Annotated in this window: 22 protein-coding genes and 1 pseudogene; 16 read left to right on the top strand and 7 right to left on the bottom strand. The window is 67.9% G+C overall.

From position 1 onward, the window contains the following. Positions 1 to 66: 66 nt before the first annotated feature. Positions 67 to 618, top strand: coding sequence for a hypothetical protein (locus HWX00_RS21710; RefSeq protein ID WP_175028141.1), 552 nt, complete (start codon positions 67 to 69; stop codon positions 616 to 618). A gap of 140 nt (positions 619 to 758) precedes the next feature. Here HWX00_RS21710 and kdgD read toward each other — a convergent pair whose 3' ends face one another. Further along, positions 759 to 1673 (bottom strand): 5-dehydro-4-deoxyglucarate dehydratase, encoded by a 915-nt coding sequence (kdgD, locus tag HWX00_RS21705; RefSeq protein ID WP_059558930.1) that lies wholly within the window; start codon positions 1671 to 1673, stop codon positions 759 to 761. 230 nt (positions 1674 to 1903) lie between these two features. Between kdgD and garD the strand changes: the two genes are divergently transcribed. From garD to HWX00_RS21685, 4 genes are all read left to right on the top strand, one after another. Beyond that, a complete protein-coding gene (garD, locus tag HWX00_RS21700) occupies positions 1904 to 3457 on the top strand; it encodes a galactarate dehydratase (protein WP_175028140.1) in 1554 nt (517 codons plus the stop codon). Positions 3458 to 3660: 203 nt separating this feature from the next. Then, a complete protein-coding gene (locus HWX00_RS21695) occupies positions 3661 to 4053 on the top strand; it encodes a nuclear transport factor 2 family protein (protein WP_034187819.1) in 393 nt (130 codons plus the stop codon). 79 nt (positions 4054 to 4132) lie between these two features. Next, the gene (locus HWX00_RS21690; protein ID WP_175028139.1) at positions 4133 to 4588 is read left to right on the top strand and encodes an RbsD/FucU family protein; all 456 of its coding nucleotides are present in this window, start codon (positions 4133 to 4135) and stop codon (positions 4586 to 4588) included. Between the two features lie 194 nt (positions 4589 to 4782). Continuing rightward, positions 4783 to 5220, top strand: a complete 438-nt coding sequence (locus HWX00_RS21685; RefSeq protein ID WP_034187821.1) for a DoxX family protein — start codon at positions 4783 to 4785, stop codon at positions 5218 to 5220. A gap of 118 nt (positions 5221 to 5338) precedes the next feature. Here the strand turns inward: HWX00_RS21685 and HWX00_RS21680 are convergent, their stop codons facing one another. Then, positions 5339 to 6649, bottom strand: coding sequence for an MFS transporter (locus HWX00_RS21680; protein WP_034187822.1), 1311 nt, complete (start codon positions 6647 to 6649; stop codon positions 5339 to 5341). A gap of 321 nt (positions 6650 to 6970) precedes the next feature. Continuing rightward, entirely contained in the window at positions 6971 to 8149 is a 1179-nt protein-coding gene (locus HWX00_RS21675; protein ID WP_241013073.1) for a branched-chain amino acid ABC transporter substrate-binding protein, read from the bottom strand. A gap of 574 nt (positions 8150 to 8723) precedes the next feature. Between HWX00_RS21675 and HWX00_RS21670 the strand changes: the two genes are divergently transcribed. Next, on the top strand, positions 8724 to 9518 hold the full coding sequence (locus tag HWX00_RS21670) for an AraC family transcriptional regulator (RefSeq protein WP_049028981.1): 795 nt from the start codon (positions 8724 to 8726) through the stop codon (positions 9516 to 9518). Between the two features lie 96 nt (positions 9519 to 9614). Here the strand turns inward: HWX00_RS21670 and HWX00_RS21665 are convergent, their stop codons facing one another. Both HWX00_RS21665 and HWX00_RS21660 read right to left on the bottom strand, forming a co-directional pair. Continuing rightward, on the bottom strand, positions 9615 to 9878 hold the full coding sequence (locus HWX00_RS21665; RefSeq protein ID WP_006489463.1) for a hypothetical protein: 264 nt from the start codon (positions 9876 to 9878) through the stop codon (positions 9615 to 9617). A 287-nt stretch (positions 9879 to 10165) separates the two neighbouring features. Continuing rightward, positions 10166 to 12058: a bifunctional sugar phosphate isomerase/epimerase/4-hydroxyphenylpyruvate dioxygenase family protein gene (locus tag HWX00_RS21660; RefSeq protein WP_034187824.1), complete on the bottom strand. Its 1893-nt coding sequence runs from the start codon at positions 12056 to 12058 to the stop codon at positions 10166 to 10168. A gap of 256 nt (positions 12059 to 12314) precedes the next feature. Here HWX00_RS21660 and aroQ point away from each other — a divergent pair, with 256 nt between their 5' ends. The 3 genes from aroQ to HWX00_RS21645 are packed head-to-tail and all read left to right on the top strand — an operon-like array spanning position 12315 to position 15012. Next, on the top strand, positions 12315 to 12770 hold the full coding sequence (gene aroQ / locus HWX00_RS21655) for a type II 3-dehydroquinate dehydratase (protein ID WP_034187825.1): 456 nt from the start codon (positions 12315 to 12317) through the stop codon (positions 12768 to 12770). Next, on the top strand, positions 12767 to 13636 hold the full coding sequence (locus HWX00_RS21650; RefSeq protein WP_069706928.1) for a shikimate dehydrogenase: 870 nt from the start codon (positions 12767 to 12769) through the stop codon (positions 13634 to 13636). The genes aroQ and HWX00_RS21650 overlap by 4 nt, the downstream gene beginning before the upstream one ends. A gap of 32 nt (positions 13637 to 13668) precedes the next feature. Continuing rightward, positions 13669 to 15012, top strand: coding sequence for an MFS transporter (locus tag HWX00_RS21645; protein WP_034187827.1), 1344 nt, complete (start codon positions 13669 to 13671; stop codon positions 15010 to 15012). Positions 15013 to 15114: 102 nt separating this feature from the next. Here HWX00_RS21645 and HWX00_RS21640 read toward each other — a convergent pair whose 3' ends face one another. Beyond that, on the bottom strand, positions 15115 to 16224 hold the full coding sequence (locus HWX00_RS21640; RefSeq protein ID WP_049029896.1) for a 2-aminoethylphosphonate--pyruvate transaminase: 1110 nt from the start codon (positions 16222 to 16224) through the stop codon (positions 15115 to 15117). Between the two features lie 258 nt (positions 16225 to 16482). Between HWX00_RS21640 and phnS the strand changes: the two genes are divergently transcribed. Genes phnS through HWX00_RS21605 form a run of 7 tightly spaced genes read left to right on the top strand, consistent with a single transcriptional unit; the run spans position 16483 to position 23771 of the window. Beyond that, entirely contained in the window at positions 16483 to 17574 is a 1092-nt protein-coding gene (gene phnS, locus HWX00_RS21635) for a 2-aminoethylphosphonate ABC transporter substrate-binding protein (RefSeq protein ID WP_034187829.1), read from the top strand. Between the two features lie 34 nt (positions 17575 to 17608). Next, the gene (phnT, locus tag HWX00_RS21630) at positions 17609 to 18712 is read left to right on the top strand and encodes a 2-aminoethylphosphonate ABC transport system ATP-binding subunit PhnT (protein WP_049029895.1); all 1104 of its coding nucleotides are present in this window, start codon (positions 17609 to 17611) and stop codon (positions 18710 to 18712) included. Beyond that, positions 18690 to 19610 (top strand): 2-aminoethylphosphonate ABC transporter permease subunit, encoded by a 921-nt coding sequence (phnU, locus tag HWX00_RS21625; RefSeq protein ID WP_034187831.1) that lies wholly within the window; start codon positions 18690 to 18692, stop codon positions 19608 to 19610. The genes phnT and phnU overlap by 23 nt, the downstream gene beginning before the upstream one ends. Next, positions 19600 to 20460, top strand: coding sequence for a 2-aminoethylphosphonate ABC transport system, membrane component PhnV (gene phnV, locus HWX00_RS21620; RefSeq protein ID WP_034187832.1), 861 nt, complete (start codon positions 19600 to 19602; stop codon positions 20458 to 20460). The genes phnU and phnV overlap by 11 nt, the downstream gene beginning before the upstream one ends. After that, positions 20457 to 21764: a phosphonoacetate hydrolase gene (gene phnA / locus HWX00_RS21615; RefSeq protein ID WP_175028138.1), complete on the top strand. Its 1308-nt coding sequence runs from the start codon at positions 20457 to 20459 to the stop codon at positions 21762 to 21764. Before phnV ends, phnA begins: the two co-directional genes overlap by 4 nt. Then, the gene (phnY, locus tag HWX00_RS21610) at positions 21761 to 23215 is read left to right on the top strand and encodes a phosphonoacetaldehyde dehydrogenase (RefSeq protein WP_175028137.1); all 1455 of its coding nucleotides are present in this window, start codon (positions 21761 to 21763) and stop codon (positions 23213 to 23215) included. The genes phnA and phnY overlap by 4 nt, the downstream gene beginning before the upstream one ends. Before the next feature lie 4 nt (positions 23216 to 23219). Then, complete coding sequence (locus HWX00_RS21605) at positions 23220 to 23771, top strand: phosphonate degradation HD-domain oxygenase (RefSeq protein WP_124610070.1); 552 nt, start codon at positions 23220 to 23222, stop codon at positions 23769 to 23771. 119 nt (positions 23772 to 23890) lie between these two features. Here the strand turns inward: HWX00_RS21605 and HWX00_RS21600 are convergent. Then, a pseudogene (locus HWX00_RS21600) lies at positions 23891 to 24073 on the bottom strand (hypothetical protein); the annotation flags it as partial.

The raw sequence follows: 24073 nt of genomic DNA, 5'->3' as shown, positions 1-24073 counted from the left end.
TGCCTCGGGCCGCCCGGCCCGCAGGCGAGCCTGAGAGACCGACAAAAGACAACGAGGGAACCCTCCATGAACATCAACAAGCGTGGCGATCACCTGTTCGCGGCCGGATTGTGGAAAGCGATCGGCGACGTCGCGAAATCCGTGCGCACCCAGATCGGCCAGTACAGCGAAGGGCGTGTGCTCGCGAACGCGCTGCAGGAATTCCAGCGCGACCTCGGCGGCAGCGAATTCGACGTGACGATCAATCAGGGGCGGTTCGTCACGGGCGCCGACGCCCATTCGCTCGTGTTCGGGCAGGCCGTTCGCCGTTTCCGGCAGGACATGGAAGCGCTGGTGTTCGCGCTCCAGTACCGGCGCAGCATCGACGAGCGCGACCCGAACCTGCGTACCGACGCGCTGATGCAGGCGAACAGCCAGCTCGCGACCGCGAAGCAGTCGGCGACGATCACGGTCGGCCGGTTCTTCGATGCGGTCGTCGACCGCGACGTGCTCGGGCAGATCCTCGGCGGCGAATCGAATGCGCGCACCCGCACGGGCACACCGGGGCAGATCGAGGCGACGCGGGTCAAGCTGGGGAACGTGCGCTACCGGATCGTCGGGATCATCGCGCAGATGTGACGGCGGCACGCATCGCGGTGGATGCGTGCATCGTCACGGAAAGAAAGGGCAACGAACGATCGCGGCCGGCGCGTGCCGGCCACGATGCAGGCGTGCCGGCCGCGGCGCCGATGAAGGCCCGCGCCGCCGGCGACCGCCGCTTACTGCGGGCCCATCTTCTTGATCAGCACGTCGAGCTCGGCGGCTTCCGCCTCGGTGAGGTCGACGAGCGGCGCGCGCACCGGGCCCGCGTCATGGCCGACGAGCCTCGCGCCAGCCTTCACGATGCTGACCGCATAACCGGCGCGGCGGTTGCGGATCTTCAGGTACGGCAGGAAGAATGCGTCGATCAGGCGGCCGACCGTCGCGTGGTCGTCCTTCGCGATCGCCTCGTAGAATTCCATCGCCGTCTTCGGGATGAAGTTGAACACGGCCGACGAGTACACCGGCACGCCGAGCGCCTTGTACGCGGCCGCATAGACTTCGGCCGTCGGCAGGCCGCCGAGGTACGCGAAGCGGTCGCCGAGGCGGCGGCGGATCGTGACCATGCTCTCGATCTCGCCGACGCCGTCCTTGAAGCCGATCAGGTTCGGGCAACGGTCGGCGAGGCGCTCGAGCATGTCGGCGTTCAGCTTCGAATTCGCGCGGTTGTACACCACGACGCCGATCTTCAGCGCGCGGCACACCTGCTCGACGTGGTCGGCGATCCCTTCCTGGCTCGCTTCGGTCAGGTAATGCGGCATCAGCAGCACGCCGCTCGCGCCGAGGCGCTCGGCTTCCTGCGCATACTCGATCGCGACGCGCGTGGCGCCGCCCGCGCCGGCGAGGATCGGCACCTTGCCCTTGCAGGTTTCCGTCGCGACGCGGATCACGTCCGAATACTCGCGCTGCGTGAGCGAGAAGAATTCGCCGGTGCCGCCCGCCGCGAACAGCGCGCTCGCGCCGTACGGCGCCAGCCACTCCAGGCGCTCGGCGTAGGTGGACGGACGGAAGTTGCCGTCGGCGTCGAAATCCGTCAGCGGAAACGACAGCAGGCCGTGGGAGATGATCTGTTTGAGTTCTTGCGGTGAAGTCATGATTGGGTCGTCCGTCTAGCGCGAGTGCTGGGTTCGTCGGGAAACGGCATGCGAGCCGAATTGGCGATGTCGTTGTATGTCATCGTACAACGAGGGAAAAGGTGGCGCAAGCGGTTTGCAGGCCGTTCAAGGTCAGGGTCTTTCCGGATCAGGGTTTACGCAGCATCGCGGGTTGAGGTTGAATGTCGTATGATGACTAACAATATCGCCGACAGCTTTCAGGAATTGCAATGACTGCTTCCCCTCTCTACATCCGCGTGCATCCGGCCGACAACGTCGCGATCGTCGTCAACGACGGCGGCCTGCCCGAAGGCGCGACGTTCGCCGACGGGCTGACGCTGTGCGAAGGCGTGCCGCAGGGGCACAAGGTCGCGCTCGTCGATCTCGCGGCCGGCGATCCGGTCGTCCGCTACAACGTGGTGATCGGCTATGCGCTGACGGACCTGCGGCGCGGCAGCTGGGTCAACGAGCGCACGATGCGCATGCCCGAGCCGCCGGGGCTCGACGACCTGCCGCTCGCGACGCGTGCCGCGCCGCCGCTCGAGCCGCTCGAAGGCTATACGTTCGAGGGTTTCCGCAATGCCGACGGCTCGGTCGGCACGCGCAACATCCTGGCGATCACGACGACCGTGCAGTGCGTGTCGGGCGTCGTCGAGCATGCGGTGAAGCGGATCAAGGACGAACTTCTGCCGCGCTACCCGAACGTCGACGACGTGGTCGGGCTCGAACACACGTACGGCTGCGGCGTCGCGATCGACGCCCCCGACGCCGACATCCCGATCCGCACGCTGCGCAACATCAGCCTGAATCCGAATTTCGGCGGCGAAGTGATGACCGTGAGCCTCGGCTGCGAGAAGCTGCAGCCCGAGCGCCTGCTGCCGCCCGGCGTGATTCCGGTGACCGCCGACGGCACGGTCGGCAACGGCGTCGTCGTATGCCTGCAGGACGCCGCGCACGTCGGCTTCAACTCGATGATCGACTCGATCATGAACATGGCCGAAGTGCATCTCGAGCGGTTGAACCGCCGCCGCCGCGAGACGTGCCCGGCGTCGGATCTCGTCGTCGGCGTGCAGTGCGGCGGCAGCGACGCGTTTTCGGGGCTCACCGCGAACCCGGCCGTGGGCTTCGCGGCCGACCTGCTGGTGCGCGCCGGCGCGACGATCATGTTCTCGGAAGTGACCGAAGTCCGCGACGGCGTCGCGCAGCTCACGTCGCGCGCGGCGAACGAAGCGGTGGCGCGCGAGATCATCCGCGAGATGGACTGGTACGACCGCTACCTGCAGCGCGGCCGCGTCGACCGCAGCGCGAACACGACGCCCGGCAACAAGAAGGGCGGCCTGTCGAACATCGTCGAGAAGGCGATGGGGTCGATCGTGAAGTCGGGCAGCGCGCCGATCGCCGGCGTCGTGCGTCCCGGCGATCGCGCGCGGCAGAAGGGGCTGCTGTACGCGGCGACGCCCGCGAGCGATTTCATCTGCGGCACGCTGCAGCTCGCGGCCGGGATGAACCTGCACATCTTCACGACCGGCCGCGGCACGCCGTACGGCCTCGCGCAGGTGCCGGTGATCAAGGTCGCGACGCGCAGCGATCTCGCGCGCCGCTGGCACGACCTGATGGATCTCGACGCGGGGCAGATCGCGACCGGCGCGGCGACGATCGAGGACACCGGCTGGGCGTTGTTTCGGCTGATGCTCGACGTCGCGAGCGGCAAGCGCCGCACGTGGGCCGAGCAGTGGAAGCTCGCGAATGCGCTGACGCTGTTCAATCCGGCGCCGGTGACCTGATGCGCGCGAACGTGGCGGCACGCCGGTGCGGGCGCCTTCGGGCGCCCGTTTTCGTTGCGGCCGCACGGGTGTGCCGGTGGTGGCAGGCGCGATTTCCTTACCTCCCGCGTAATCGACCGCCCGCGCGAGCCCGGCGACGATGGCGGCACGCGGACACGAAACGTTCGCGACATCGTCCCTTCATCGACACCAGGAGTCTTGCCATGAACACCGCCCGATCCGCTGCGTCCGTTCACACCGGCCTGATCGACCGCTACATCGACGCATGGAACGAACCCGACGTCGCACGCCGCCGCGCGCTGATCGATGCGACCTACGCGAGCGACGCGGCGTATCGCGATCCGCTGATGAGCGGCGACGGCCACGCGGGCATCGACACGATGATCGCGGCGGTGCAGGAACGCTTTCCCGCCTGCCGCTTCCGCCGCACGACCGACGTCGACGGCTTCGGCCGGCACCTGCGGTTCTCGTGGGCGCTCGTGTCGCCCGACGGCGCGGCGATCGTGAAGGGTTCGGACTTCGGCACCGTCGACGCGTCGGGCCGCCTCGCATCGGTCACGGGTTTCATCGACGAAATGCCGGCCGCGGCGTCGTAATGCGGGCGATGCATGCGCAGCGGCCGCCGGGATCGGGTAACGTTACGCGGTTCCTTCCCGATCCCGGAGACTAGCCGACATGCTGAAGAATCTCGACCCGCTGCTGCACGCCGACATCCTGCACACGCTGCGCGCGATGGGCCATGGTGACGAAATCGCGATCTGCGATGCGAATTTCCCGGCGGAATCCGTCGCGGAGCACACCGTGGTCGGCCGCGCGCTGCGGATCGACGGCGCCGATTCGGCGCGCGTCGTGCGCGCGGTGCTGTCGGTGCTGCCGCTCGATACGTTCGTCGACACGCCCGCGTGGCGCATGGAAGTCGTCGGCGACGCGACCGCGGTGCCGCCCGTGCAGCGCGAAGTGCAGGCCGAGATCGACCGCGCGGAAGGGCGCGCGGTGCCGCTGACCGGCGTCGAGCGTTTCGCGTTCTACGAGCGCGCGCAGCAGACGTACGCGGTGATCGTCACCGGCGAGCTGCGCGGCTACGGCTGCTTCATCTTCAAGAAAGGCGTGCTGTTGAGCGACGCCGGCTAAACGCGTTTTTCGATGCGCCGGGCTGCCGGTGCCGCGGCCGCAGTGTAAAGATTTGCTACAACCTTTTTCTTGGACACCGCGGAAAGACCCTCTATGCTGGCCCATTTGCCGCGCGCCCCGCAGGGCCGCGCGGCGCTCCCGAGCCGCATGGGCGCGCCCGTGCGGACGGCCGAATTGCATACGAGGAGAAAGGCATGACGCGTTCCGTCGATTCCGGCGTCATTTTTTTCGCACGCCTGGCGCTGGCGGCGTTGTTTTTGTGGGGCGGCATCATGAAGCTGCTCGGCTACAGTGATTTCATCGCGTATCTGCATGCGATGAACGTGCCCTATCAACAGGTCGTCGCGCCGATCGTCGTCGCGATCGAGGGGCTGGGCGGCCTGCTGCTGATCGTCGGCTACAAGGTGCGGCCGCTCGCGCTGCTGATGGCGGTCTACACGATCGCGACCGCGATGGTCGGGCATAATTTCTGGGACGCGACGAATGCCGCCGTCCAGCACGACATGGTGATCCACTTCTGGAAGAACGTCGCGATCGCCGGCGGTTTCCTGCTGCTGTTCGTCACCGGCGCCGGTGGCGCGAGCATCGACGCGCTGCGCCGCCCGAGTTCGTCGTACGGCGTGCTGCGTTGAACTGAATCGATCCGCGGCGTCGCGCCGCACCAAGTCCGCGCCAAGTCAAAAGGGCCGAATCCCGCACGTCGCGGGATTCGGCCCTTTCCGCATGAAACCGGCGCTTGCGCGCCGATGTTCAGCGCGCGTCCTTCACGTCCTTCGCATCCTTCGAGAACTGCACGGCGATCGCGCCGAGCACGCAGATCGCCGCGACGTACACGACCGGCGCGAGCGGGTTCGACTTCATCATCAGCGACACGATCACCGGCGTGAGGCCGCCGAAGATCGCGTACGCGACGTTGTACGAGAACGAGATGCCCGAGAAGCGCACGACGGCCGGGAAGCTCTTGACCATCACGAACGGCACCGCGCCGATCGTGCCGACCATGAAGCCCGCGATGCCGTAGTAGAGCGGCAGCGTCGACGTGTCGGCCGCGACCTGCGCGAACAGCAGGTAGTAGCACGCGGCCAGCCCGATGCCGCCGATCGCGAGCACGCGCTTCGCGCCGATCCAGCCCGCGAGCGACCCCGCGGTGATGCAGCCGGCCGTCAGGCACAGCGTCGCGACGCTGTTCGCGAACAGCGTCGTCGCGGGCGTCAGGTGGAACTGCTTCTGCAGCAGCGCGGGCGTCATCAGGATCACGACGACGATCGCGGCCGACAGCATCCACGTGAGCAGCATCGACACGATCACCGCGCGGCCGTGGTCGCGCAGCACGGCCTTCAGCGGAATCTCGGCCGCGAGCGCCTTTTTCGCCTTCATTTCGGCGAACACCGGCGTTTCGTGCAGCCAGCGGCGCAGGTACACGGAGAACAGCCCGAACACGCCGCCCAGCAGGAACGGAATGCGCCACGCGAACGCGGCGACTTCCGCCGTCGAGTAGCGGGTGTTGATGCCGGCCGCGACCAGCGAGCCGAGCAGGATGCCGGCCGTGAGGCCCGCGGTCAGCGTGCCGCACGCATAGCCGATGTGGCGCGACGGCACGTGCTCGGACACGAACACCCATGCGCCCGGCACTTCGCCGCCGACCGCCGCGCCCTGCAGCACGCGGAACAGCAGCAGCAACACCGGCGCGAGGATGCCGATCGTGTCGTAGGTCGGCAGCAGGCCCATCAGCAGCGTCGGCACCGACATCATCAGCACGCTCAGCGTGAACATCCGCTTGCGGCCGAACAGGTCGCCGAAGTGCGCCATGATCACGCCGCCGAGCGGGCGCGCGAGATAGCCGGCCGCGAAGATGCCGAACGTCTGCAACTGGCGCAGCCAGTCGGGAATGTCGTGCGGGAAGAAGAGCTGTCCTATCGCCGGCGCGAAGAACACGAAGATGATGAAGTCGTAGAACTCGAGGGCGCCGCCGAGTGCGGCAAGGCCAAGGGTCTTGTAGTCGCTGCGCGTGAGCGCGCGTTCGGCGGCGCGAGGCACGCCGCTCAATTCGGAAGCTTGCATGGTCAGGACGGTCGGTTTTCGAATGTTGTTGTCGGTGCTGCGTCTCCAGGGCCCGCTATCGGCATGGACTGACAAGGCGCGGCTGGCGTCGTCGAAGCGTGCCGCGTGCCGGGTAAGGCACGAAACACGCACCGCCGCACCGGGATGGGGCACGGCGGAGACGAGGCGTCAAAGCGGGTGGGGGGATTCTACAGGAGCGCGAAATGCCTGCACGCGGGCGCGCGTCGAGGGCGGCTTCGGGCCGTGCGGCCGAAGCGTGCGCGGCGCGCGCGGCGGGTGAGCCGCCGCGCCGCGCGGAAGGGAGCGTGCGTCTCGGCCGCTTCAGTTGCCGGCGATCGTATCGACCGGCTTGAACGTGCCGTGCTCGACCTTGTAGATCGTGACCGGCGCGTCCTTCAGGTCGCCCTTCGCGTCGTACGCGATGCTCGGGGCCGACACGCCCTTGACCGACACCTTGCCGAGATACGGCGTGTAGACCTTCGGATCGGTCGAATTCGCGTCCTTCATCGCGGTGAGCAGCGCGATCGTGCCGTCGTACGAGTAGGGCGAGTAGGTGATCACGTCTTCGTTGAAGCGCGCCTTGTAGCGTGCCGCGTAGCCCGAGAAGCCCGGCATCTTTTCCTTCGGCAGCCCGCCCATGTAGACGATCGCGCCTTCGGCCGCGTCGCCGCCGACCTTCAGGAACGTCGGCGAGCGCGACATCTCGCCCGTCACGAAGGCCGACTTCATCCCGAGCTGACGCATCTTGCGGATCATCGGCGACGATTGCGCGTCGCCGCCGCCGTAGAAGATCGCGTCGGGATTCATCCCCTTCAGGTTGGTCAGGATCGCGGAGAAATCGAGCGCCTTGTCGTTCGTGAAGTCGCGCTTGACGATCGTGCCGCCCGCCGCTTCCACGGCCTTCGCGAATTCGTCGGCGATGCCCTGGCCGTAGGCCGTGCGGTCGTCGATGATCGCGATGCGCTTGAAGCGCAGCGTCTTCACCGCGTAGGTGCCGACGATGCGGCCGGCCTGCGCGTCGCTCGTCAGCAGCCGGTAGGTCGTCTTGTAGCCGCGCGCCGTGTATTGCGGCGACGTCGCCATCGAGATCTGCGGCAGGCCCGCGCGATCGTACAGGTCGGAGGCCGGAATGCTGGTGCCCGAGTTGAAGTGGCCGATGATCCCGCGGACGTTGTCGTCGATCAGCCGCTGCGCGACGGTCGTGCCGGTGCGCGGGTCGGCCTGGTCGTCCTGCGAGTCGAGCTGGAACGTGACGGGCTTGCCGCCGATCGTCGGATGCGTCGCGTTGAAATCGGCGATCGCAAGCTGCACGCCTTTCTGCATGTCCGTGCCGTAATTCGACTGCGGGCCGGTCAGCGGTGCGGCGAAACCGATCTTGACGACGTCGGCGGCGCCGGCGTGCGCGCCCGACAGTGCGCAGGCGGCGGCCAGCGCGACGTGCGATACCTTCAGCTTCACTTTCACTTCCCCTTGATGGCGTGGTTGGGCCGCCGCCGGCATGCGTGCCGGCGCCGGTAAACCGGGCGAGACGGTTCGGTCGGCAGGCCGATGCGAGGGCCGTGCAGGCCTGCCGCGGGCTGCCCGTGCTGTGCCGGAATCGGCGTGCACGACGGTGGATGCGGCGGGCCGTGCGTGCCGATTGCCGCAGCGGCGGGATGTCGTCTCGTGACCGTGAAGCAAGTCTAGATAGCGAAAATGCGGGCGTCTTGCGCGTTCGATGCGTGACCGGCGACGATATCGGCATATCGTCGATAACCCTGATATATGCTGAAATCGTCATGGTGAATGCGCAAACGCGCCAAGACGCGGGCCGTCCGCATTTTTAGGATGGCGGTTCCGGGTATGCGTTGCCGCGGGTGTCGTACGGCATGCCGGCGGCACGGGAATCGTGATCGCAGCCGGTCGTGCACACCTGTCACAGTGGTTGCGTGCGCAACTTGTATCGCTGGCCGATAGCGCTCGACCGCGATGCGGCCGCCCGCCGCCAACCAGCCTGCCCCGCGCTCGGCGCGACGCGATCGAAGGGGCGCTTCTATAATCGACGCCATCTGCCACTCGCTTCGCGGTTGCCGGGATGACGACCTTGCTTGCCGTACCGCCCATGAGCCCGTCCGAAACGCTGCGCTACCAGCCCGACAACGCCGATCTCGGCGCGATGCTCGCGCACTTCCGCCTGCTCGAACCGGTGTTCGATGCGCTGCCGGACGTCGCGTTCTTCGTGAAGGACGCGAGCGGCCGTTACGCGATCGTCAATCGCACGCTGGCGATGCGCTGCGGCTACAAGGACAAGCGCGACCTGCTCGGCAAGACCGCCGACGAGGTGTTTCCGCGCCGCTTCGGCCGCAGCTATTTCGAGCAGGACATGGCGACGATCAACGCCGGCCAGCAACTGATGGACCAGCTCGAGCTGCACCTGTATCCGGGCCGCCAGCCGGGCTGGTGCCTGACCTGCAAGGAACCGCTGCGCGACGCCGCGGGCAGGGTGGTCGGCCTCGCGGGCATCTCGCGCGACCTGAAGGCGCACGAGGGATCGCACCCGGCGTACAGCCGGCTCGCCGACGTGGTCCAGCACATCCAGGATCACTACGTGCAGCCGCTGAACCTGAAGCAGCTCGCGCAGATGGCCGGGATGTCGGTCGCGCAGCTCGAACGCTACTTCCACAAGGTGTTTCACCTGACGCCGCGCCAGGTGCTGCTGAAGACGCGGCTCGATGCGGCCACCGCGCTGCTCGTCACGCACGACAAGGTCACCGACGTCGCCGCGCTATGCGGCTATACGGATCACAGCGCGTTCACGCGCCAGTTCAAGGCGACGGTCGGCGTCACGCCGACGGAATACCGGTTGATGCTGCAGGAGCGGGCGGGTTGACGCGATTCGCCGGCCGGGCCGGCGAATCGCAGGGATCGGGGTGTGGCGGGGAATGCGGGGGAAACGGAGAAACGGGGAAGCCGTGAGAACGGCCGCTCAGCGGTAGCCGAGCCCTTTCAGGACGGCCGTGCCGTCCTCGGTCAGCCGGAAGCTCGGGGCCGTATCGGGGTCGAGCTTGACCATCTCGACGAGGCCGGCTTCCTGCAGCGCAGGCAGTTCGGGTTTCGCGTTCGCGCCGATCGGTGCATGCAGCAGCACGAGCAGCGTCGCGATTTCATGATGACTGAGCAGGCGGCGCAGCATCGTCTTCTTTGCAGGGGGCGCGGCCGGGCGGCCCGCGGGTGCTTCTACGGCGCTCATCGCTTTCCTCCTTTTCGAGATAACCATCGGGTACTGGTTGCGGATGGTGCCGTCGAAGACTTAAGCGATTCTTAAAACCGTGGCGGGCGGCGGAATGCTGCACTGCGGTACGCGTTACGGGATGTAACGCCAAACGCGGCGCGGGCCCCGGCCCGATCGCGGTGAGCCGTGCGGGCGGGTTCGCGGCCGTCTGATTCACCATGATGGTGCGTGCGGAATGTCGTCCGTTACATCCCCTGCGGACGACATCCGCGGTCCGGCCGCGAGGCCCGCTTCGCTTCCTTCCCTTATTTCCTGCGCTGGGCCTGCGCGGCGAGCCGCACGGCCGCGTTCGTCGCGCCGTAGCCGTCGTACCCGCCGCGCCGCTCGACGATTTCGAGCGAGAAGCGGTTGTCGACCAGTTCCGTATACGCGTGCAGGAATTCGCCGCCGTGCTCGTCGCGGTCGTACAGCAGGTGGTGCGCGCTCAGCGTGTCGATCAGTTCGTCCGGCAGCGCGTAGCGTGCGGCGAGATCGTCGTAGTAATTGGGCGGGATGCGCAGGAACGGCACGCCGTCGGCCGCGAACGCGGCGACCGTCTTCACGATGTCGTCGGTGCGGAACGCGACGTGGTTCAGCCCCGTGCCGTGGTAGCGGTCGAGCGATTCGGCGACGGCCGTATGACGGTCGACCGACGCATTCAGCGCGATCCGCACCGAGCCGTCGGCGCTGCGCACCGCGCGGCTGCGCATCAGTCCGTACGGGTCGGGGACGAGCCAGCTGCGCTCGGCCTCGAAGCCGAACGCCGTCTTGAAGAACAGGATCCACGTGTCGAGCGCGTCGGCCGGCAGCGCGAGGCACACGTGGTCGATCCCCGTCAGCGGGCCGACTTCGCTCGGGCCGTCGATGTCGGTCAGCACGAAGTCCGATTCGTACAGCGTCGGCGCGTTCGGTGCTTCGTCGACGAAATACTCGAGGCTGCCGTCGGGCGCCTGCACGCTCGGCAGCACGCGTTCGTTCGGCCCGACCCGCCCCGAGAACGGCGCGTAACCGAAGCCGGCCGCGCGTTCGAACGCCACTTTCGCGTCGTCGACGCGGAACGCCGACGCGCACAGCGACAGCCCGTGCTGCTGGAAGAACGCATCGGCGAAGGAATCGCGCTCGGCGTTCAGCACGATCGACGCGGCGCCGTGCTGGAACAGCGTCACGTCCTTCGAGCGATGCCGGCCGGCGAGCCGGAAGCGCATCCGGCCGAGCCATTCGCCGACGATCGCCGCCGCCGGTGCGTCGACCGCGAATTCGATGAACTGGAACCCGACGTGCGCGGGCGGCGCCGGCGGCGCGAACAGCGGCTGGCCGGCGGCCGGCGCGCGGCCGTCCTGCGCGAGCCGCGTGCGCGTCAGTTCTTCCAGATAGAGCAGCGAGCGATGGCCGTCGGCGGCCGTGATCGCGGTCGGCGCCGCGCGGAAGCCGTCGTTGAAGATCTCGAGCGACAGCGGCCCCGTATAACCCGACTCGATCACCCGCGCGGTGAAGCGCGCGAGGTCGAAGTCGCCCTGGCCGGGGAACGAGCGGAAGTGGCGGCTCCATTCGAGCACGTCCATCGCGAGCTTCGGTGCGTCGGCGATCTGCACGAACGCGATCCGGTCGCCCGGGATGTCGGCGATCCCGTCCGGCGAATCGTCGAGCGACAGCGTGTGAAAGCTGTCGAGCGCGAGGCCGAGGTGCGGGCTGTTCACCGCATTCACGAGTTTCCACGCATGGCCATAGCGCTTCACGACGCGGCCCCACGCGAGCGCTTCGTACGCGGCGACCACGCCGGCCTGCCGAGCGGCCTCGGCGAGCGCGCCGAGCTGGTCGACGAGCAGCCCGTCGTCCGCGATCGTGTCGGCCGACACGCTGCTGCAGACGAGGATCCGGTCGGTGCCGAGCGCATGCATCACGTCGAACTTGCGCTTGATCCGGTCGAGGTTGCGCGCGAGCTGGGCCGCGCTGACGCCCTCGAAGTCGCGAAACGGCTGGAACAGCACGATATCGAGACCGAGATCGGCGGCCATGCGCCGGACGTCGGCCGGCGATCCGTCGAAGTAGACGAGGTCGTTTTCGAAGATTTCTACGCCGTCGAAACCCGCGGCCTGGATGGCGGCGAGTTTCTCGGCGAGCGTGCCGGACAGTGACACGGTGGCGATCGAGCGCTGCATGGCGATTCCTGCGGATGAACGGGGCATGGCGCCGGCCGAACCGGCCCTGAATGAACCAGTCGTTGAGTTCCCGATGGGCGCCATATCCCGAATTTACTGGGCTAGTGGTCCGTATTGTACAAACTAACTAGGTGGTACAAATTAGCGAAAACCCGAAAAGACAGCGCGCTTTCACGGGCGCACACTAGCGCCAAATTCCGATGTCTTCGGGGCGGTGCCGGTCGTGGTCCGTCCCTGTTTCAGGAGCAGAAATCACATGAGCAAGCCCAAGGTATTGGTGCTGAACGGCCCGAACCTGAACCTGCTGGGGACGCGCGAGCCCCATATCTACGGCGCGGAAACGCTCGCCGACGTCGAGCAGCGCTGCCGTGCGGCAGCCGAGGCGCTCGGGCTGGAGATCGAGTTCCGCCAGTCGAACGCCGAGCATCAGCTGATCGACTGGCTGCATGCCGCGCGGGTCGACACGGACGGCATCGTGATCAACCCGGCGGCCTATACGCACACGTCGGTCGCGCTGGCCGACGCGCTTTCCGCGATTGCGAAACCGGTGATCGAAGTGCATATCTCGAACGTGCATCGCCGCGAGGCGTTCCGCCACCATTCGTATGTGTCGGCCATCGCCGAAGCCGTGATCTGCGGCTGCGGCACCGAAGGCTACGTGTTCGCGCTGCAGCGCTTCGCGACGCTGTTCGCGCAGGGAGCCGCACGATGAGCCGCCCGTCGTTTCTGATCGGCCTGATCGGCCAGGGCATCGGCGGGTCGCTGTCGCCCGCGATGCATGAGGAAGAAGGCTTCCGGCAGGGCTTCGGCTACGTCTACCGGCGCATCGATCTCGACGTGCTCGGCGTGACCGCCGACGCGCTGCCGGAACTGCTCGATGCCGCGCAGCGGATGGGCTACAACGGACTGAACATCACGCACCCGTGCAAGCAGCGCGTGATCGAACACCTCGACGCGCTGTCGGACGACGCGCGCGCGCTCGGCGCGGTGAATACCGTGCTGTTCAAGGACGGCAAGCGGATCGGCCACAACACCGACTGGTCGGGCTTCGCGAAATCGTTCCGCCGCGGGCTGCCCGGCGCGAAGCTCGATCGCGTCGTCCAGCTCGGCGCGGGCGGTGCCGGTGCGGCCGTGGCGCACGCGGCGCTGCAGATGGGCGCGGCCGAACTGACGATTTTCGATGTCGACGGCACGCGCGCCGCCGCGCTCGCGGGCGAACTGCAGCAGCGCTTCCCCGCCGCGCGCGTCGTGGCGGGCGGCGCGCCGTCCGGCGACGAACTCGCGGCCGCGATGCGCGCCGCGACGGGCCTGATCCACGCCACGCCGACCGGCATGGCCAAGCATCCGGGCTTGCCGCTGCCGGCCGAGCTGCTCCACGCGGGCATGTGGGTGGCCGACATCGTGTACTTCCCGCTCGAAACCGAACTGATCCACGCCGCGCGTGCAGCTGGCTGCGCCACGCTGCCCGGCGGCGGAATGGCCGTCTACCAGGCCGTCGACGCGTTCGAGATCTTTACCGGACGCACGCCCGACGCCGAGCGAATGTTCGATCACTTTCAGTCGCTCGTCGCGCGCTGACCCCTCACAAAACGAGAAACCAGGAGACAACCATGCAGCACACCACTCACACGAGTGCCGCGCCGGCGCAGGCGGCCGGCACGGTCCGGCGTACGTCCGCGCGCTACAAGATCCTCGCGTTGCTCGCGATCGGCACGATGATCAACTATCTTGATCGTACCGTGCTGGGGGTGGCTGCGCCGCAGCTCACCAAGGAGCTCGGCATCAATGCGGCCGTGATGGGCATCATGTTCTCCGCGTTTTCGTGGACCTATGTCGCGATGCAGGTTCCCGGCGGCCTGTTCCTCGACCGCTTCGGCAGCAAGATCACCTATTACTGGTCGATGACGCTGTGGTCGCTGTGCACGCTCCTGCAGGGCTTCGTGCCGGGCGTTGCGACGCTGCTCGCCTGCCGGCTGGGTCTCGGCGTGACGGAAGCGCCGTGCTTCCCGACCAACAGCCGCGTCGTCGCGACGTGGTTCCCGCAGAACGAGCGCGCGATGGCGACGGGCACCTATACCGTCGGCGAGTACATCGGCCTCGCGTTCTTCAGCCCCGTGCTGTTCGCGCTGATGGGCGCGTTCGGCTGGCGCTCGCTGTTCTGGGTCGTCGGCGCGGTCGGCATTGCCTTCGGCCTCGTCTGGTGGAAGTTCTATCACGAGCCGCGCAACCATCCGGGCGCGAATGCGGCGGAACTGGCCTATATCGAGGCCGGCGGCGGCCTCGTGCACGGTACGCGCAAGGCCGGCGACAAGGACGGCAAGGCCGCGCAGACGAAGTTCAGCTGGTCGATGGCCGGCAAGTTGCTGAAGAAGCGCCAGCTCGCGGGCATCTGCCTCGGCCAGTTTGCCGGCAACTCGACGCTCGTGTTCTTCCTGACCTGGTTCCCGACCTACCTCGCCACCGAGCGTCACATGGGCTGGCTGAAGATCGGCTTCTTCGCGGTGATGCCGTTCATCGCCGCATCGGTCGGCGTGATGTTCGGCGGGATCTTCTCCGACTGGCTGCTGCGCCGCGGCAAGTCCGCGAACCTCGCGCGCAAGCTGCCGATCATCGCGGGCCTGCTGCTCGCGTCGACGATCATTCTCGCGAACTACGTGAAGAGCAACGAGGCCGTGATCGCGATCATGTCGGTCGCATTCTTCGCGCAGGGGATGGCCGCGCTCGGCTGGACGCTCGTGTCGGACATCGCGCCGGACGGCCTGCTCGGCGTGACGGGCGGCATCTTCAACTTCGCGGCGAACCTCGCGGGCATCATCACGCCGCTGGTCGTCGGCTTCATCGTCGCGACGACCGGCTCGTTCGTCGGCGCGCTCGTGTTCATCGGCGTGATCGCGCTGGTCGGTGCGCTGTCGTACATCTTCGTCGTCGGCGACATCAAGCGGATCGAGCTGTAAGTACCGGCTCCACGCACATCCGGTGCGTTAGCCCGGCGGCCCACCGGCCGCCGGGCTTTTTTGCGTGCGGCGCCGGCGGGCGTGCCGGCCGGCGCACTGCGCTCAGGCGCGCTGCAAGGCGATGCCGAGCGATTCGACGGCTTGCGCGATCGCCGCGACCGCGCGCCGGATATCGCCCGAGTCGATCGCGCCGATGCAGCCGACGCGGAACGTCTCGCGCTGCGTGAGCTTGCCCGGATACAGGATGAAGCCCGCGTCGCGCACTGCGTCGTAGAAGCGGCGGAAATCGTAGGCCGGATGGTCGGGGGCGTGGAACGTGACGATCACCGGCGCCTGCACGCGCGCGTCGAGGAACGGCACGAAGCCGAGCGCGCGCATCGATTCGACCAGCGTCCGGCAGTTGTCCGCGTAGCGTGCGCCGCGCGCCGGCTGGCCACCTTCGGCGAGGTACTGGTCGAGCGCGGCGCGCAGCGCGGCAATCACGTGCGTCGGCGGCGTGAAGCGCCACTGGCCCGTCTTGCGCAGGTACGCGTACTGGTCGTGGAGGTCGAGCGCGAGCGACGGCGAGTTGCCTTCGCATGCGTCGAGCGCGTCGCGCCGCACGATCGCGAATCCCATCCCCGGCACCCCTTCGAGGCATTTGCCGCTTGCCGAGACCAGTGCGTCGATGCCGCTGTCCGCCAGCGCGATCGGCAATGCGCCGAACGAACTCATCGCATCGACGATCAGCCGCTTGCCGTGCCGCCGGCACACGGCCGCGATCGCATCGAGCGGATTCAGGATCCCGGCGCTCGTTTCCAGATGCACGAGCGCGACGTGCGTGATGCGCGGCGCGCGCGCGAACGCGACCTCGACCGCGGCCGCGTCGACGGCCGCGTCCTCGCCGAACGGCAGCGCGATCGCGTCGATGCCGAGCCGGCCGAGGATCTTCAGGATCCGCGCGCAATACGCGCCGTTGTCGGGCACGAGCACGACGCCGTCGCGCGGCACCAGCGTGCCGAGCGCGGCCTCGACCGAGAACGTGCCGCTGCCCTGCATCGGCACGCACACGTACGCGTCGCCGCCTTGCGCGATCGCGACGAGGTCGGCGCAGACGCTGGCCGTCAGCCGATTGAAAGCGGCGTCCCACGAGCCCCAGTCATGTTGCATTGCGTGGCGTGTCGTGGCGGACGTGGTGAGCGGGCCGGGCGTGAGCAGAATCGGATCGGACATGGTTTTTCTCCAGCGGCAGTCGAACGAAATGCCGGGCGGCATTTCTGAATGACTTGCATGATATTGGCAAAATGTGTCATTTTTTGGAAATTGTGGCATTCGTCACGGGTTTGTCATCGAACGCTGTGATCCTTCGGTTGCCGCGCGCAACCCACCGCAGCGCGGCGGGGCGGCAGGCCGTCGGTCGGCCAGCCCGGAGATAACAGGAGAGCCGGATCGTGCCCCGGCCGTTTGGTGTTCCGCCTACGGAGAAGTGAGATGACACTGCAGAAACCCTCGCGCGCCCCTGCCGGCGTGTTCCGCAAGCTCGCGCTGGCCGCCTGCGCCGCCGGTCTGCTGCAAGGCGCCGCGATGCCGGCGCAGGCGGCCAACGCGGTCGTGCTGTACACGGCGGACGGCCTCGAGAACCTCTATCGCGACGTGCTGCCGGCCTTCGAGAAGAAGGAAGGCGTCAAGGTCAACATCGTGACGGCGGGCAGCGGCGAGGTCGTGAACCGCGCGAACATCGAGAAGAATTCCCCGAAGGCCGACGTGATCGTCACGCTGCCGCCGTTCATCCAGCAGGCCGGCCAGATGGGCCTGCTGCAGGCGTACCAGAGCGTGAACTACAAGAACGTGCCGGCCATCGCGAAGGCCGAGGACGGCACGTGGGCGACGTTCGTGAACAACTACTTCTCGTTCGCGATCAACCCGGACGTCGTGAAGAACCAGCCGAAGACGTTCGCCGACCTGCTGTCGCCGGCCTACGCGGGCAAGGTCGCGTACTCGAACCCGGCCACGGCCGGCGACGGTATGGCCGTGCTGATCCTGACGACGTCGCTGATGGGTGAGGACAAGGCATTCGACTACCTCGCGAAGCTGTCGCAGAGCGTGAAGTTCCATACGAAGGGCACGGGCTATCTGAACGTGCTGCTGTCGCGCAACGAGATCAGCGTCGCGAACGGCGACCTGCAGATGGACCTCGACGACGCCGAACACGGTGCGCTGTCCGTCAAGCCGATCTTCCTGGCCGCGAAGGACGGCGACCAGCCGACCACGTTCCAGCTCCCGTACGGCATCGGCCTGATCAAGAGCGGCCCGAACCAGGATGCCGGCAAGAAGCTGATCGACTACCTGATGTCGACGGACGTGCAGTCGAAGGTGCCGGACATGTACGGCATCCCGGGCCGCACGGACGTGCCGCTGGCCGGCAAGAACGGCGAAGCGGTCAAGAAGGCGATCGCGGGCGTGAAGCTGATCCCGGTCGACTGGACCCAGGTGATGGCGAAGAAGCCGGTGTGGATCGAGCGCTGGAAGAAGGACGTGATCGGCAGCTCGGGCAAGCCGCTCGACGTCGTCAAGCCGAAGTGATCGGCGCACGCCGCCTGTATTAGCGAGCAAGAGGATGAACCCGGTGGAAACCGCCCTGACCCATCCCGGCGCATTCGGCGCCGCCGAACCGCGCGCGACGCTGCGGTCCGGCGCGCCGGGCGGCGTGCAGATCGAACACCTGAGCGTGCGCTACGGCGCACGCACGGTGCTGGAGGATCTGTCGCTGTCGATCGGTGCCGGCGAATTTCTGACCGTGCTCGGCAAGAGCGGCTGCGGCAAGACCACGCTGCTGCGCTTCATCGCCGGGTTCGTGAAGGCCGATGGCCTGACCGGCACGCTGACCGTGGCCGGACGCGATCTGACCTATGCGCCGCCGCACAAGCGCAATCTCGGTCTGCTGTTCCAGAATTACGCGCTGTTCCCGCACCTGTCGGTGTTCGAGAACGTCGCATTCGGGCTGCGCGCACGCGGCATGGCGTCGTCGGAAGTGACGCGCCGCGTTGCCGACGCGCTGAAGCTCGTGCAGCTCGGCGATGCCGGCCATCATCTGCCGGCGCAGTTGTCGGGCGGGATGCAGCAGCGCGTCGCGCTGGCGCGCGCGCTCGTGATCGAGCCGGACGTGCTGCTGCTCGACGAGCCGCTGTCGGCGCTCGACGCCAACCTGCGCGCATCGGTGCGCAGCGAACTGAAGGCGCTGCACGAGCGCCTGCCGAACCTGACCGTCGTCTGCGTGACGCACGACCGCGACGACGCGCTCGTGCTGTCCGACCGCGCGCTTCTGATGCGCGACGGCCGCATCGCGCAGCTCGGCACGCCGCAGCAGCTGTACGACGCGCCGCGGGACGGCTACGTCGCCCGCTATCTCGGCCCGGCGAACCTGCTGCCGCCGCACGTGATCTTCCCGCTCGGCGATCCGCGCCACGAAGTGCGCGGCAAGGTCGCCTGCGTGCGCCCCGAGCGCCTGACCGTGATGCCGCCCGCCGCGGGCGGCCTGCACGGCACGGTGTCGTCCGTCGAATGGCAGGGCGCGGACCTGTCGATCGCGGTCGTGATCGACGCGGCGCCCGACGAGCCGGTGCGCGTCACGATGCAACGCGGCCGCGGCGCGGCCCCCGAGCGCGGTGCGCGCGTGTCCCTGCATTGCGAGGCAGACGATGTCGTCCTTATCGAGCCCTGAAGCCGGCCTGCCGCCGCACGTGCTCGCGTCGGCCGCCGCGCATGCCGCCGCCGCGCGGCGCCGCAAGCGCAGGGGCGACCTGCACCTGGCCGCGCTCGCCATCGTCGTGCTCGGCCCGCTCGTCGTCTATCCGCTGGTGCGGCTCGTGCTGCTGAGCCTGTCGGGCGATCACGGGCTGAGTTTCGCCGCGTACCGGACCTTCTTCGGCAACCCCGATACGCGCGGCGTGCTGCTGACGACGCTCGGCGTGCTGTTCGCGAGCGCCGGCACCGCATCGGTGCTCGGCGTGCTGCTGGCCGCGCTGCTGTTCTTCAAGCCGTTCCCGGGCGCGTCGCTCGTCACGCGCTTCCTGGAGTTGTACGTCGCGTTCCCGTCGTTTCTCGTCGCGTTCACGCTGATCTTCCTGTACGGCTCGCAAGGGTCGATCAGCATCGCGCTGCAGCACCTGTTCCATCTCGAGAACCCGCCGCTCGATTTCCTGTTCGGCATCGGCGGCGTGATTCTCGCGCAGACCGTGTTCTACACGCCGTTCGTCGTACGGCCGACGCTCGCGTCGTTCGCGACGCTCGACCTGCGTCTGATCGAGGCCGCGCGCAGCCTCGGCGCGCCCGGCTGGATGCTCGCGCGTCGCGTCGTGCTGCCGATCGCGTGGCCGGGCATTGCCGCCGGCACCGTGCTGTGCTTCCTGCTGACGCTGAACGAGTTCGGCATTCTGCTCGTGCTCGGCAGCGCGCGGCTCGTCACGCTGCCGGTCGCGATCTACAGCAGCGCGACCGTCGATCTCGACCTGCCGACCGCATCGGCCGGCGCGGTCGTGATGCTGGCGTTGTCGCTGGCGCTGTACGCGGTTTATCGCCGGGTGAACCGGCGTGCGACGGGAGGGAACGATGTCCGCTGAATTTCGTATCGGGCAAGCCGTGCCGCGCCACCGGATCGGCCGGAGCGACGCGCTGCTCAAGCATGCGACGCGCGCCGCGCTCGCGCTCGCCGCGTTCGCGTGCTTCTGGCTGTTCGTGCTGCCGGTCGTCGTCGTCGCGCTGTCGAGCGTGTCGACGCAATGGTCGGGCACGATCCTGCCGGCCGGCTACAGCCTGCGCTGGTTCGAGCGGCTCGGGTCGCCGGAATACGACGCGCTGCTGACGAGCCTCGAAATCGGCTTCGGCGTGTCGGCGATCGGCACGATCCTCGGGCTGTGGCTCGCGCTTGCGCTCGAAGGGCGCGACCGGCGCGGCCTCGGCGCGGTGGTCGACGCGCTCGTGATGGTGCCGAACGGCGTGCCGAGCGTCGTGCTCGGGCTCGCGGTGCTGATCGCGTATCACCAGAAGCCGCTCGACCTGTCGAGCTCGGCGGCGATCGTCGTGCTCGTGCAGCTCGCGCTGATCTTGCCGTTCTGCTATCGCTGCGCGGCCGCCGCGCTGCGTCCGGAGTTGACCGTGCTGCGCGAAGCCGCCTCGAGCCTCGGTGCGCCGCCCGCGATGGTGCTGCGCCGCGTGCTGCTGCCGCAGCTCGTGCCGGCGCTGCGCGCGAGCCTCGCGCTCGGCTTCGCCCTGTCGCTCGGCGAGCTCGGCGCGACGCTGACGGTCTATCCGCCCGGCTTCGCGACCGTGCCGATCGTCGTGATCGGGCAGGTCGAGCGCGGTTACTACCTGCCGGCCTCGGCGCTGTCGTTGCTGATGCTCGGCGCATCGCTCGCGGCGCTGCTGCTGATCGCGGCGCGGGTGCCGCGCGGCACGCGGGCGGCATCATGAACGCCGCGTTCGCATTGCGCCATCCCGGTGACGCGTCGGCGGCCGGTGCATCGACGGATCTCGCGGGCCGCTCGGTCGACGTCAACGGCCGGCGCTACCGGTTGCCGGTCGAGCCGACCGTCGTCGTCTGCGTCGACGGCTGCGAGTACGACTATCTCGAAAAGGCGGTGGACGCGGGCGTCGCGCCGTTCATCGGCCGGATGATCGCGGAAGGCACGGCCTGGCGCGGCGATTGCGTCGTGCCGACCTTCACCAACCCGAACAACCTGTCGATCGTCTGCGGCGTGCCGCCGTCGGTCCACGGGATCTGCGGCAACTATTTCTGGGATCCGGCCGCCGACGGCGGGCGCGGTGCCGAAGTGATGATGAACGACCCGGCCTACCTGCGGGCCGGCACACTGCTCGCGGCGGCGTCCGACGCCGGCGCGCGGGTGGCCGTCGTGACGGCGAAAGACAAGCTGCGCCGGCTGCTCGGCTGGCAGATGCACGGCATCTGCTTTTCCGCCGAGAAGGCCGCGCAGGCGAATCTCGCGGAAAACGGCATCGTCGACGTGCTCGACTGGGTCGGCCTGCCGTCGCCGGACGTCTACAGCGCGGCGTTGTCCGAATTCGTGTTCGCGGCCGGCGTGCGGCTCGCGCAGGCGCGGCAGGTCGACCTGATGTACCTGTCGACCACCGACTACGTGCAGCACAAGTGCGAGCCGGGCAGCGCGGGTGCGAACGCGTTCTACGCGATGATGGACGGTTACCTCGCGCAACTCGACGCGCTCGGCTGGGCGATCGGGCTCACGGCCGACCACGGGATGAACGCGAAGCACGACCCGGCGACCGGCCGGCCGAACGTCATCTATCTTCAGGATGCGTTCGACGGCTGGTACGGCGCGCAGTCCGCACGCGTGATCCTGCCGATCACCGATCCGTACGTCGTGCATCACGGCGCGCTCGGCTCGTTCGCGACGATCTATCTCGCGCCGGATGTCGACCGCGCCGAGGCGATGTGGCGCGTCGGCGGCCTCGACGGTGTCGAGCTCGTGCTCGACAACGCGGAAGCCGCCGCACGATTCGAACTGCCGGCCGACCGGATCGGCGATCTCGTCGTGATCGGCCGCCGCGACATGACGCTCGGCACGCGCGCGCGCGAACACGACCTGTCGGGCCTCACCGTGCCGCTGCGTTCGCACGGCGGCGTGTCGGAGCAGGAAGTGCCGTTGCTGTTCAATCGGCGTATCGAGCGGGACGATCCCGCGCGTCGCCCGCGCAATTTCGACGTGTTCGATTTCGTGCTGAACCGGATCGCGACATGATGGCGCATCCCCGACACGATCACCCGGCGTTTCGCGCGGAGGCGCTGCGCTGGTGCGGTACGCGCGCGATGCGCGAGCGTACGCTCGACGTGACGGACCCGTATACGGGCATGCGCGTCGGCACCGCGCCGCTCGCGAGCGTCGACGACGTGCGCGCGGCGTTCGATTACGCGCTGGCCTATCGGCCGAAGCTCACGCGCTACGAGCGTTCGCAGATTCTCGAACGGGCGGCCGCGCTGCTGCGTGAACGCACCGAGGAAGCCTCCGATCTGATCACGCTCGAATCGGGGCTGTCGAAGCAGGATTCGCGCTACGAGATCGGCCGCGTCGCCGATGTGCTGAAGTTCGCGGCGGTCGAGGCATTGCGCGACGATGCGCAGAGCTTCTCCTGCGACCTGACGCCTCACGGCAAGGCGCGGCGCGTGTTCTCGCAGCGGCAGCCGCTCGACGGCGTGATCGTCGCGATCACGCCGTTCAATCATCCGATGAACCAGGTCGCGCACAAGATCGCGCCGGCGATCGCGACCAACAACCGCGTGATCGTGAAGCCGTCGGAGAAGGTGCCGCTGTCGGCGTTCTATCTGGCCGACCTGCTGTACGAAGCCGGGTTGCCGGCGCCGATGCTGCAGGTGCTGACCGGCGACCCGGCCGAGATCGCGGACGCGCTCGTCACGCATCCGCATGCGTCGCTGATCACGTTCACGGGCGGTGTGGCGATCGGCAAGGCGATTGCCGCGCGGGCCGGCTACCGGCGCATCGTGCTGGAGCTGGGCGGCAACGATCCGCTGATCGTGCTTGAAGACGCCGATCTCGAGCGCGCGGCGTCGCTGGCGGTGCTGGGTTCGTACCGGAATTCGGGTCAGCGCTGCACGGCCGTCAAGCGGATGCTGGTACAGCGTTCGATCGCGCCCGCGTTCACCGAATTGCTGGTCGAGAAGACGCGCGCATGGACGTACGGCGACCCGTTCGATCCCGCGAACGAAATGGGCACGGTGATCGACGAGGCGGCGGCGCGCCTGTTCGAGGCGCGCGTGGAAGAGGCGGTCGCGCAGGGCGCGCGCCTGCTGACCGGCAACGTGCGGCGCGGCGCGCTGTATGCGCCGACCGTGCTCGACAACGTCGATCCGTCGATGACGATCGTGCGCGAGGAGACCTTCGGGCCCGTATCGCCGGTGATCACGTTCGATACGATCGACGACGCGATCCGGATCAGCAACGGAACGGCGTTCGGGTTGTCGTCGGGGGTGTGTACCGACAGCACGGCGGCCGTCGTGCGGCTCGTGAACGAACTGAACGTCGGCACGGTGAATGTGTGGGAGGTGCCCGGATACCGGATCGAGCTGTCGCCGTTCGGCGGCATCAAGGATTCGGGGCTCGGTTACAAGGAAGGCGTCCAGGAGGCGATGAAGAGCTTCACGAACCTGAAGACGTTTTCGCTGCCTTGGGAGTAAGCGTATGGCATTGACGGTGGAGGAGATCCACGGGCTGTATCGCGAGCATGGCCATGTGGCCTATAGCGGAGAGCCGGTCACGCAGCTCGAGCATGCGTTGCAGAGCGGCTTGCTGGCGGAAGCGGCGGGCGCCGGCGAGACGCTGGTCGCGGCGGCGTTCCTGCACGACCTCGGGCATCTGCTGAATCGCCGGGGCGAGACGCCGAGCGCGCGCGGGATCGACGATCTGCATCAGTATTACGTGCTGCCGTTCCTGAGGCCGCTGTTTTCCGACGCGGTGCTGGAGCCGATCCGGCTGCACGTCGACGCGAAGCGCTGCCTGTGCCGCACGGACGCCGGCTACTTCGAGAGCCTGTCGCCGGACTCGGTGCGCAGTCTCGCGTTGCAGGGCGGCATCTTCAGTGAGGAGGACGCGACGGCATTCCTGCTGCGCCCGTTCGCGGAGGATGCGCTGCGTCTGCGCCGTTGGGACGATATGGCAAAGGAATCAGGCAAGGCGACACCGGATCTCGATCACTATATGGAGATCGTCGCGCGCCAGGTGCGCACGGACTGACGGCGGTTCGGCCGCTTCCCTATAAGGCCCCGCACGCGGCAGCGTGCGGGGCCTTATATTTTTTGCGAAACCCCTTGCGCGATTGCCGACGGGTGCATAGAATCACGCCTCTTTCGCGCTCACGGAAACGCGGCGCGGAAGGAAGGGAAGCAGTGCGGTTGAGGCTTGGCAGGAACGGCCTCGGCGGTACGGAAGTTGAGCCCCGCGGTCGCAACGACGTAGTGCAAAAAGTTGTTGACGAACTGCGAAACACGGTTCATAATCTCGCTTCTCTGCTGCTGAAAACGCAGCGCTGCCGGGAA

The organism is Burkholderia seminalis DSM 23518, from assembly GCF_902832885.1.
In the GTDB taxonomy this organism is placed as follows: Bacteria; Pseudomonadota; Gammaproteobacteria; order Burkholderiales; family Burkholderiaceae; genus Burkholderia; species Burkholderia seminalis.
The sequence above is the reverse complement of the archived record's forward strand: the minus strand, read 5'-3'. Positions and strand labels throughout refer to the sequence as shown.